General features: G+C 34.7%; 9 protein-coding genes. 6 read left to right on the top strand and 3 right to left on the bottom strand.

What is annotated here, in order from left to right; all coding sequences use genetic code 11:
* The first annotated feature begins 93 nt into the window (after positions 1-93).
* The gene (locus ASE55_RS19575) at positions 94-807 is read left to right on the top strand and encodes a DUF6759 domain-containing protein (RefSeq protein WP_056223614.1); all 714 of its coding nucleotides are present in this window, start codon (positions 94-96) and stop codon (positions 805-807) included.
* A 63-nt stretch (positions 808-870) separates the two neighbouring features.
* Here ASE55_RS19575 and ASE55_RS19570 read toward each other — a convergent pair whose 3' ends face one another.
* The 3 genes from ASE55_RS19570 to ASE55_RS19560 all read right to left on the bottom strand — a co-directional run bounded on the left by ASE55_RS19570 (position 871) and on the right by ASE55_RS19560 (position 4,099).
* A complete protein-coding gene (locus ASE55_RS19570; RefSeq protein WP_056223612.1) occupies positions 871-1,827 on the bottom strand; it encodes an acetyl-CoA carboxylase carboxyltransferase subunit alpha in 957 nt (318 codons plus the stop codon).
* A gap of 48 nt (positions 1,828-1,875) precedes the next feature.
* Entirely contained in the window at positions 1,876-3,381 is a 1,506-nt protein-coding gene (gltX, locus tag ASE55_RS19565) for a glutamate--tRNA ligase (RefSeq protein WP_056223610.1), read from the bottom strand.
* Between the two features lie 115 nt (positions 3,382-3,496).
* Positions 3,497-4,099, bottom strand: coding sequence for a hypothetical protein (locus ASE55_RS19560; RefSeq protein WP_056223607.1), 603 nt, complete (start codon positions 4,097-4,099; stop codon positions 3,497-3,499).
* 532 nt (positions 4,100-4,631) lie between these two features.
* Here ASE55_RS19560 and ASE55_RS19555 point away from each other — a divergent pair.
* The 5 genes from ASE55_RS19555 (at position 4,632) to ASE55_RS19535 (ending at position 10,097) form a co-directional block, all read left to right on the top strand.
* On the top strand, positions 4,632-6,062 hold the full coding sequence (locus ASE55_RS19555; RefSeq protein ID WP_082474735.1) for an MAC/perforin domain-containing protein: 1,431 nt from the start codon (positions 4,632-4,634) through the stop codon (positions 6,060-6,062).
* A 153-nt stretch (positions 6,063-6,215) separates the two neighbouring features.
* Entirely contained in the window at positions 6,216-6,560 is a 345-nt protein-coding gene (locus tag ASE55_RS19550) for a phosphomannose isomerase type II C-terminal cupin domain (protein ID WP_056223603.1), read from the top strand.
* 16 nt (positions 6,561-6,576) lie between these two features.
* Positions 6,577-7,815 (top strand): hypothetical protein, encoded by a 1,239-nt coding sequence (locus ASE55_RS19545; RefSeq protein ID WP_056223615.1) that lies wholly within the window; start codon positions 6,577-6,579, stop codon positions 7,813-7,815.
* 9 nt (positions 7,816-7,824) lie between these two features.
* Positions 7,825-8,862, top strand: coding sequence for a glycosyltransferase family 2 protein (locus ASE55_RS19540; RefSeq protein WP_056223602.1), 1,038 nt, complete (start codon positions 7,825-7,827; stop codon positions 8,860-8,862).
* The gene (locus ASE55_RS19535; RefSeq protein ID WP_056223601.1) at positions 8,859-10,097 is read left to right on the top strand and encodes a glycosyltransferase; all 1,239 of its coding nucleotides are present in this window, start codon (positions 8,859-8,861) and stop codon (positions 10,095-10,097) included. The genes ASE55_RS19540 and ASE55_RS19535 overlap by 4 nt, the downstream gene beginning before the upstream one ends.
* Positions 10,098-10,177: the final 80 nt, after the last annotated feature.

Raw genomic sequence — 10,177 nt, 5'->3', positions numbered from 1 at the left:
TAAAGCAGTGCAAAGATAATGATTTTAATGATAAACTAAAAAATGACTTTTTGCGTTATTTATATATTTAATAAAATTTTAAACGTCCAGTTAATGAAAAAAATATTTCTTCTCCTGTTTTTATGCATATTTGCCTTGGGCTTTTCACAGAAAAAGAAAAAAGTGAAATCCAAAGCAATCGTAGAAAAGGAAACCGTGATTATCTATACGGAAAATGATGCGGAAGCTACTGCCGAAGCCAGGATTGTTGCCGGGTTCCTGAAGCAGAATCCGGGGCACGCCAAAACAGACTATTTCAAAAGGAAACTAATGAAGATTGTGATGGCCAGCAACTCTCCTGAAGCCAAACCTACGATAAAGCCTCTGAGCGAAGATAAAGTAAAGCAGATGATCCTGGAAAACAACAGCCTGAACAGTTCAAAAACACTGGCTTCCAATACAGCATCTGCAGCAGCTCCCGAAAGAACGGTGAATTATGCAAGCGTAGCACCGACGTCAAGCAAAAAAGTGGCGGGCCCGAGCGAACAGAATAAAAGAACAGCCGCAATGCTGACCCATCTTTTCAATAATGACCCGATGGATAAGGAGGCTTATATCAATATTAAAAACAGATCCAAATGCAACCTGATTGTAAAGATCAACGGAAAAAAATACTATAACCTCGATGTTCCTGCCAACGGCCAGAACTTCCTGCTGGTAGAAAAAGGGGAGTATATCCTGACTACTATGGTGTGTGATGCCAAATATTCTTCTTTAAAGAAAATCAATAAGGATATTGAAATTGAACTGAACCTGAGGGATGAGTAGTAGCAAGTAATTGTAAAGAACTGAGTATAAAAACGGCTGAGAAATTTTCTCAGCCGTTTTGTTTTATCCTTTATATTGCCCCATCGCAATGAACTTGTCCTGTCTCTGGGTTTCCAGTTCTTTTCCTGTGAATTTTGAGAATGCCTTGATATTCTGCAAAATTGAACTTTTCAAATGCAGAAAAGTAGCCTGCGGATCATAGTGTGCACCTCCTAGAGGTTCTTCCACAATTCCGTCAATAAATTTCTCTCTTAACGCATCCTGCGGGGTAAGGTTCAGTGCATTGGCCGCATCTTCCTTATGGTCCCAGTTTCTCCACAGAATGGAGGAGCAGCTTTCCGGTGCAATTACCGTATACCAGGTGTTTTCCAGCATGTACACCTTATTTCCGACTCCGATGCCCAAAGCTCCGCCGCTGGCTCCTTCACCGATAATGTAGGTGAAAATAGGCGTTTTCAGCATGGTCATTTCGAAAATATTCCTGGCAATGGCTTCACCCTGTCCTCTTTCTTCAGCTTCCAGTCCCGGATAAGCTCCCGGTGTGTCTACCAAAGTAACAACAGGAATCCTGAACTTTTCAGCAAGCTTCATCAGCCTCAAGGCTTTCCGGTATCCTTCAGGATTGGGCATCCCGAATCTTCTGTGCTGCCTTTCTTTGGTGGTTCTGCCTTTCTGGGTCCCGATAATCATGATTTTCTGCCCGTCCAGCGTAGCCAGGCCTCCGATCATGGCAGGATCATCTGCGAAATTCCGGTCCCCGTGCAGCTCCAGGAAGCTCCCTTTGTCCACCATTCCGTTGATATAGTCTAATGTATAGGGACGGTCCGGATGACGGGACAGTTGTACTCTCTGCCAAGGCGTAAGATTAGAATAGATTTCTTTTTTCTTTTCTATGATCTTGTCCTCAATCTGGCTGCATGCTAATTTTACATCAACACCACTTTCTTCCCCTACTAAAGAACAGGTCTGAAGTTGATCTACCAGTTCTTTGATAGGAAGCTCGAAACTTAAATATTCCATTTCTTGAAGTAAATTAAATCTTTCAAATGTATGAAAAATTATGAAATTCTATTTAAAATTATTGATCGCATTGTGTATTCTGGAGATACTTTCCTCTTTACCAAGGATTTCCAGGATATCCGGAACATCCGGCCCTTTCAGTTCTCCTACCAGCGCCAAACGTAGTGGCATCATGACTTTACCCATGCCTAAACCTTTATTTTCTGCGAAATCATGTACTGCTTTCTTTAGACTTTCAGCATTGAATTCAGCTGTTTCAAGGGTAGAGGCGAATTCATCTAAAACGGCAGAAGTTTCATCATTCCACGCTTTTTTTGAAGCTTTTTCGTCATAAGATGTCGGTGCTTCGAAGAAAAATTTTCCGTTTTCATAAATATCTTTAGGAAATGTAGCCCGTTCTTTCATCAGATGAATGATTCTCAACAGTTTTTCATCTTCGACATTTAAATTTAAATCAGATTTTTTTAAGATCTCCAGCAGTTCTTCGTCAGATTTTAGCTGGATATACTGGTGGTTGAACCATTCCGCTTTTTCTTTACTGAATCTGGCTCCGGCTTTGTGGACTTTATTTAAATCAAATTCTTTTGCCATTTCGTCCAGGGACAGAATTTCTTTATCATCTGCAGGCGACCAGCCTAAAAGGGCCACCATATTGATAAATGCTTCCGGAAGATAGCCGCTTTCCCGGTATCCTTTTGAAATATTTTCTGTTGCAGGATCTTTAAAATCCAGTGGGAATACCGGGAACCCGAATTTATCACCGTCCCTTTTGCTTAATTTTCCTTTACCTTCAGGTTTCAGGATTAAAGAAAGGTGGGCAAACTGAGGGGCTTCCCAGCCCATTGCCTCATATAATAAAGTATGTAACCCTAAAGACGGCAGCCATTCTTCACCACGGATAACGTGGGAAATTTCCATTTCATGGTCATCGATGATATTGGCAAAATGATAAGTCGGCATCCCGTCGTTTTTTACCAGGACCTTATCGTCTAACGTATTGGTATTTACAGAAGAATTCCCGCGGATAATATCCACAAGGTTCAAAGTTCTGTCAACGGGCATCTTAAACCTTACCACATAAGGCGTATTTTCATCCAGTAATTTCTGAACCTCCTCTTCAGAAAGGGTTATGCTGTTTTTAAGACGGTTTCTGGTTTTGTTGTCGTAAGAGAATACATCGCCTCTGGCTTCATATTCAGCACGGATGGCATCCAGTTCTTCAGCAGTATCAAAAGCAATATAAGCGTACTCTGTTTTCAGGATCTGTGCGGTATACCGGTCATAAATATCTCTTCTTTCGGACTGTCTGTACGGAGCAAATTTCCCTCCTTTTTTAGGGCTTTCATCTGCAATGATCCCGCACCATTCAAGGGCTTCTTCAATATACTCTTCTGCGCCTTCCACGTATCTCGCAGTATCTGTATCTTCTATCCTCAATACAAACTCACCACCCTGGTTTTTGGCAAAAAGATAATCATATAATGCCGTTCTTACGCCTCCCAAATGCAATGGTCCGGTAGGACTTGGAGCAAAACGTACTCTTACTTTCCCCATATCAATTTAAATTTCTGCAAATTTAGTTAAAGGAAATGAATTGTTGTATAATAAAAAAGGCTATTCTACTTGTAGAACAGCCATAATATTTATAAATATTTATATCTGGATTTCCTTAATAAATATTAGTTATTTCACTTACCGTAATTTCATGTCTCTCGGAATTGTTTCCTTCAAGGATAAAAGTTGCATAATATTTAGGTGATGATGAATTCAGTGAATTTGTTTTTTTAATGACCTGGATTTTGAATTTAGGGTCTGAGACACTGCCTGCTGCTGTATTGGTTGCCCATACTGAGTTGGCTGCAATGTAAGGACCATTTTTATACAGGACCAGGTTCCCATCCGTTTGAGCAACTAGGAAAGGTTGCACAGAATTATTTGTTGATGTGTTTGATGCCCACTTTACAGGATTTGGAGAAGGGCCGAACCATTGTATAGGACTTGCATACAATACAAGATTCCCATCATACTGAACATCAAGATGTACATGAGCATTACCGGCATTCAGAACTAAGGATTGGCCGGCGCTTAAATTGGAAGCCCTTCCGCTTTCGGCTATAACTTCTGTCTTAATAAAAGAAATCCTCTCCTCAGCGCCTGTATTTTTAGCGGATAAAGGATTGGACTGTGGGTTTAATAAATCATCCTCTTGTGAACATGATGTTAATGCTAACCCTATTACAGCAAGCGCAGAGATTTTTAAAAGTTTTTTCATAGAAATTTTTTTATCCGGCAAAAGTATAAATTATTTAATTAATCACTTTTTGGTGATTTTAGATTCATAATACTTTATTTTTAAAATAAATATTTAATATTATTCATTATGCTCATAGATCATCTGCTTAAAATTCAATATCTGGTTTTTCATGTAAAAATTGGTACTTATATTAAACTTATTTAAACTTTAATTTTCTGAGGAACAAAATAGAAAAGCGAGATAATGCAGATTTATTCATGTGATGTACAGTGTTTCATTTCTTCTTGATAAAACTTCGAAACTATACAGTCATGGATTAAACTTTTTTTAATGTTGCCAATAATTTCTTTTTGTTCCGGCATATCTCTGAAATTTACTGTCAAATTCTGAATCTGGCATTGAGAATATTAGTGAAATATATTTTCGTTGATGTTATGCTAAGAAAATTCCTATTTATAATTGATTCACATGTACGTGATTTTTATCATCCTTGTTAATTTTTTTCACACAATGAGGAGTATTAAATTTGCTGGAAATAAAAATTAATACGATGCAAAAACAAATTTCATTTTTCTTAGGTGCTTTGCTAATGCTTTTTATGGCGTCCTGCTCCACAGAAGAACTCGGTAGTGAGTCAACTCCTGAAGACTTAGTAAAATCAGGAAACCGTTCATCAACAGGCAAATCTGCCGGAGACGGAATCTATGATGTTTTAGGACATGGGTATAACGCCACAGGTGAATATGCTAATTCCAATGCTGCAGGATTTCAGGTAATAGATATCAACAGGTTTAAATTAGAACAACCGGGCAGATTGATTACTGAAAACACTTTTTCTCAGGAATATATAGAGGAATATGGAGAAAATGCAGAGGCTTATTCTAAAATGGTTTCTACAAAAGTAGATGTCACGGCAGGATTTAAATTATTTGGTCAGTCGATAAAAGTAGGGTTTAATTCTGCAGTGACCAATACCAATAAATTTGATGCTAAATATATCTATGGAAGTTATAATCTGTTGATTAAACAGCGAAGACTTAGATTTAATGCTACAACTGATATGCTGGGTGATTATCTTACGCCTGAGTTTATTCAGGATTTACAAACGAAAACGCCGCAACAGATTGTTCAGGATTATGGAACTCACGTAACCCTGGATATTTACACAGGAGCGAAAATGGACTTAATGTTCCAGTCTGAAACCACGAATCAGGATCGTGAGCGAGCTGCCAGGATAGGAGTAAAAGTAGGAGTCGGGAGTATTTTTGATATTAATGTCAATAATGATGTAAACACCACAGAATCTAATAAAAACTATTCAAGAAAGTTGTCTTACAGAACAAGAGGTGGAGATCCGTCCAAAGGACTCGTAGGTGAGGTCAATTTAGAACAGACTAATCCTAAAATTAATATTTCAAACTGGCAAAATAGTTCTACTCCGAGTAATTCTGTATTGGTTGATTTTGGAAGTAAGGGTTTAATTCTTATTTATGATCTGGTAAAAGATCCAGTTAAAAAAGCTCAGTTAAAAGTATATGTAGATCAATATTTGATTGATAATAAGGTTAATCTGGATTATATAACTAATATTTATTCATATTGGAATGGTATATCTTTAGATCATTATTATACTCCTAAATATGCTAACAATATTGGAGATTGGAATTATGAGTTTGTTGCTTTTAAAGCTCCTTCAAAGCAAATTGAAGATGCAGTGGCTATTTATTCATATTGGAATAATATAGATAATGATCATTACTATTCAACCGTTAATGCTGCTACAGTAGGAGGTGGAAAATGGAAAAGTGACGGAATTTTATTCTACGCTTATTCCTATCAGAAAGGAGGTACTGTCCCAATTTACCAGTATTGGAACGGAACTGATAAAGATCATTATTACAGTGTCGATAATTTACCAACTGCCGGAGGAGGTAAATGGATAAATGAGGGGATTGCTTTTTATGCTTATCCTGCCAATTAATTTTGCAAAATATATTTAATTTAAAATGAAGTTTTCTCAGAAAACTTCATTTTTGTATATAAATTTCTTATTTTAATTTTCAATATCTAAAATAGTTATTGTTACCTGTTATTTTGGAAATTAATTTACTTTTGTAATCTTAAACCTTAAAGTATGTTAGAAATAGGAGAGAGACCCTGGGGAAAATATTTTGTACTGACAGATGAGCCTAATTATAAATTAAAGAGGATTGAAGTAAATCCCGGACAGAAATTGTCTTATCAGTACCATCATAAAAGACAGGAGCAATGGACGATTATCGAAGGAGATGCCACGGTAGTTCTGGATGATCAGGAAATCAACCTGAAATATGGGGAAAGTATTTTTATCCCGCTCGGAGCTAAACACAGGATGATGAATCTTTCAGACAAGCCTGTGGTTTTCATTGAAGTGCAGACGGGAACTTATTTTGGAGAAGATGATATCGTGAGGATTGAGGACGAGTATGAACGGCAATAAAAGCTGCATACGAAGTATGTCAATTTATTTAAGTAAGCGAAATATATTATTTTTGCTTTTGTTGTGTATGATTTCTTGTTCAAGACAAGAGGATAATTTATTTGCTGAAAATGTAGAACTGTTATCCAATAATAAAAATTATGACGGGGCAAGCGACTATTTTACCGATATAGGTACAATTAATATAAATGTACTTGCAAACGGGAATTATCCAGGTAGAAATGATCCTAAATATATAAAAGATATTAATGCACCTAATGTCGGGTACTGCCATCCTGATGTCCAATATTTTCCGAAAGGATTTAACGGCTATAAATATTGGATGGTCTTTACTCCATATTTTGGTTCTATCGGTACTGAAGAGGATTCTAAAAGATATGAAAATCCTACTATTGTAGTATCTAATGACGGATTGAATTGGAATCCGCCAAACGGGGTTTCAGCTCTTCAAATGACCCCCTCGGTAAATGAAAGCTTTTCTGAAAAGAATGGACAGCCAAAGCAGGGCTTCTGGTCTGATGTAGACTGGACCTTTGAAAATGGCAAATTTTCTTTATATTACAGAGGTAGTTTTATAAAAGCAGTGGCTCTTAAGGCAAGAGGCGCTAAAAATAATAACAATACTAATAAACTTATAAAAAGTTCACAGAGAACTATTGTAAGACAGACATCAACAGATGGTATTCATTGGAATCCGCTTGAAGTAGTTTATAAAAGTAATCCTCCTTATTCTCCTAAAAACAATCATGTGATTTCGCCTAGTTTTGTTTATAATGGCAAAGGTTATGTAAGTTTTGAAGTAGAAAATAATATTAGTCCTAATTTTCCGGGTAATGATGCTTCTTATGTTATAAGGAGAACATCTGCTAACGGATTGGACTTTTCAAACTTTAAACAAAGTCAGGTAGTCAATTTTGTTAATAAACCGTGGGAAAAAGTTAATTCTGAATTTGCACCGTGGCATATTCAGGCAACATATGTAGATGGATATTATTTTCTGTGTATTGCTGCAGGTGATGTAAGGAAATATACAGCAGATGGACTTTATTTGGCATTTTCTAAAGATGGGCTTAATTTTAAAGTACTCCCTAAACCTCTTGTTGAACATAATACATATAGGTCATGTGTCTTTCCTATGGCGAGTACTGATGATGAAATTAATTTCGGGGCTGTTATTGCTTATAAAACAGGAGTTTTTAAATACCGGGAATTTCAGATGGATAAAAATAAATTAAATGAGTGTCTGCTAAAGTAATGTTATTTAATGAATTCCAATAAAAGTAATATTCTTATATCTGTAATTATACCTGTTTATAATACAGAAAAGTTTTTATCAGAAGCCATTGAGAGTGTATTGAATCAAAGTGTTTTAGACTTTGAATTAATTCTGGTAAATGATGGTAGTAATGATAGTTCTTCAGCGATCTGTCAACATTATCAGAATAAAGATAAAAGGATTAAATTTTTTTCTCAAAAAAATTCCGGAGTTTCTGTTGCAAGGAATTTAGGGTTGTCAAATGCAAAAGGAGAATATATTTTCTTTTTAGATTCTGATGATACAATTGATCCTGATTTTCTTAAAACTTCTTATGAGACAGCTAATATCAATGATAGTGATATAGTAATTGTAGGAGAATATTTTTATAAAAGAATGCCTAATGTAATGGCATTGCCCACATGTGCACAGTTTATAAAATTGGATTTTTTACAGAGAAATCCAAATATAAAATTTCCTGAAAATATTCAGCCTGGTGAGGACGGGTTATTTTCTCATCAGCTATTGGCTCTTACAAAAAAAATTAGTTTAAACAGTCAAGGAATTTATAATTATAGAAAACATGAGAATCAAAATCATGTTAGGATAAATGAAAATGTAGGAAAAGTTTTAGATACAATTCCAAAATGGTTTGAAATTTTAGAAGTATTTTATACGAAACATAATCTTTTCAAATCCCATGCATTACATTTAGCTTTATTTATTGAGCACGAACCTTTTGAATTCAGATATATTGCGATGCCTTTAAATAATGAGCAGAAAATATTCTTGCACACTATTATTAAGGAGTTCATGAAAAAAAATGTTCTTCCTTACCTTGAAAAAAAAGATAAAAAATATCTAAGCGGAGCATTTTTAAACTTTTTAATAAATGATGATATTAAAGAATTTGACACTTTTTATCAAAAATATCTTATTAACAGAGAAAAAAAAAGAAAATTGTATTTAAAACTGGTTAAATTTTTTCCTATTAAATCAGTACGGAAAAAATTAAGGAGCAATATTGTAAAGAATTTTGAAAGATGAAAATTTTATTGATACAACATCTCAATTTCATTAACGGTTCAGGAGGAACTGAAAAAATCTGTTCTTTTTTAGCAAATAACTTTACGCTCAGCGGAAATACTGTAGAAATAGCAACCAATCAGGATATTACAGGAAAATCGATGTTTGCTTTGCATAAAAGTGTGAAAGTTACAAATATCTTCAACCCTGATACACTTCAAAAGGGTCCTTTACCCATCTATAATTATCAGGGTAAAAATCCTTTTTTATGGCTTAAATTTAAAGTTAAAAAAAAGAAAACCAAATTATACAACAAAAAATTTTATACAAAAATAGGAGGCAAGGATGGGTTATTTAAATTTAATTTATCCCAAAGGTCAAGAAATTGGAAAACTTACATCGATGAATTAAATCCTGATCTCATTATTACGATGTCCATTGGCTCATTATTAGAAATTACATATAATAATACGTATAAATTTCCAATTATAAATTCAACAAATGGAAGACCTGATTATGATTATACCGATATTTTATGGTATAGAAGTTCAATTGAAATGGAACTGTTAAGACATTCTTATCGACATCTGACTGCCATACAGGTATTATTTGAAAGTTATAAAGCTTTTTTACCAGAAACTTTTAAAGGAAAACAAATCTCAATTTCAAATCCAGTTCCACAGTTTTCTGAAGAAGAACTTGTAAACCATAACATTTCCAAAGAGAAATATAAAATCATAAATATTGCTGCTTTGGCAACAGACTGTAAACAACAGCATATTGCCATCGATGTTTTTGCAAACCTATGCAAGAAATTTAAAAATTGGGAGCTTCACTTTTGGGGTGTCGGAAATGATTTAAAATTTCTGAACGAAAAAATTCAAAATTTAAATCTTCAGGATAAAATATTTTTAAATGGTTTTACAGATAATCCGATATCAAAATTAAAAGAATCAGATATTTTTCTTTTTCCGAGTAAATATGAAGGATTTCCACTGGCTCTGACTGAAGCAATGTCAGTAGGGTTGCCGTGTATAGGGTTTAAAACCTGTTCAGGAGTTAATGAGTTAATAAAACACAATGAAAACGGATTTCTTGCTGAAGATAGGGATGAACTAACAATATATCTTCAAAGACTTATGGAAGATGTTAAACTGCGTAATGATCTGGGTAAAAATGCTCATAAGGCAATGATTCAATTTGCGCCCGAAAAAATTCAGGCAAACTGGAATTTATTATTAAAAAGTATTATTTAATTAAATTTAACAATTTGCGCCCGAAAAAATTCAGGCAAACTGGAATTTATTATTAAAAAGTATTATTTAATTAAATTTAA

It is taken from the genome of Chryseobacterium sp. Leaf201 (genome assembly GCF_001421435.1).
Classification (GTDB): Bacteria; Bacteroidota; Bacteroidia; order Flavobacteriales; family Weeksellaceae; genus Chryseobacterium.
The sequence above is the reverse complement of the archived record's forward strand: the minus strand, read 5'-3'. Positions and strand labels throughout refer to the sequence as shown.

What these genes read in the sequence shown, in the direction of transcription:
- ASE55_RS19575 (WP_056223614.1), top strand. Translation starts at nt 94, where the DNA reads ATGAAAAAAATATTTCTTCTCCTGTTTTTATGCATATTTGCCTTGGGC.
- ASE55_RS19570 (WP_056223612.1), bottom strand. Translation starts at nt 1,827, where the DNA reads ATGGAATATTTAAGTTTCGAGCTTCCTATCAAAGAACTGGTAGATCAA.
- gltX (WP_056223610.1), bottom strand. Translation starts at nt 3,381, where the DNA reads ATGGGGAAAGTAAGAGTACGTTTTGCTCCAAGTCCTACCGGACCATTG.
- ASE55_RS19560 (WP_056223607.1), bottom strand. Translation starts at nt 4,099, where the DNA reads ATGAAAAAACTTTTAAAAATCTCTGCGCTTGCTGTAATAGGGTTAGCA.
- ASE55_RS19555 (WP_082474735.1), top strand. Translation starts at nt 4,632, where the DNA reads ATGCAAAAACAAATTTCATTTTTCTTAGGTGCTTTGCTAATGCTTTTT.
- ASE55_RS19550 (WP_056223603.1), top strand. Translation starts at nt 6,216, where the DNA reads ATGTTAGAAATAGGAGAGAGACCCTGGGGAAAATATTTTGTACTGACA.
- ASE55_RS19545 (WP_056223615.1), top strand. Translation starts at nt 6,577, where the DNA reads ATGTCAATTTATTTAAGTAAGCGAAATATATTATTTTTGCTTTTGTTG.
- ASE55_RS19540 (WP_056223602.1), top strand. Translation starts at nt 7,825, where the DNA reads ATGAATTCCAATAAAAGTAATATTCTTATATCTGTAATTATACCTGTT.
- ASE55_RS19535 (WP_056223601.1), top strand. Translation starts at nt 8,859, where the DNA reads ATGAAAATTTTATTGATACAACATCTCAATTTCATTAACGGTTCAGGA.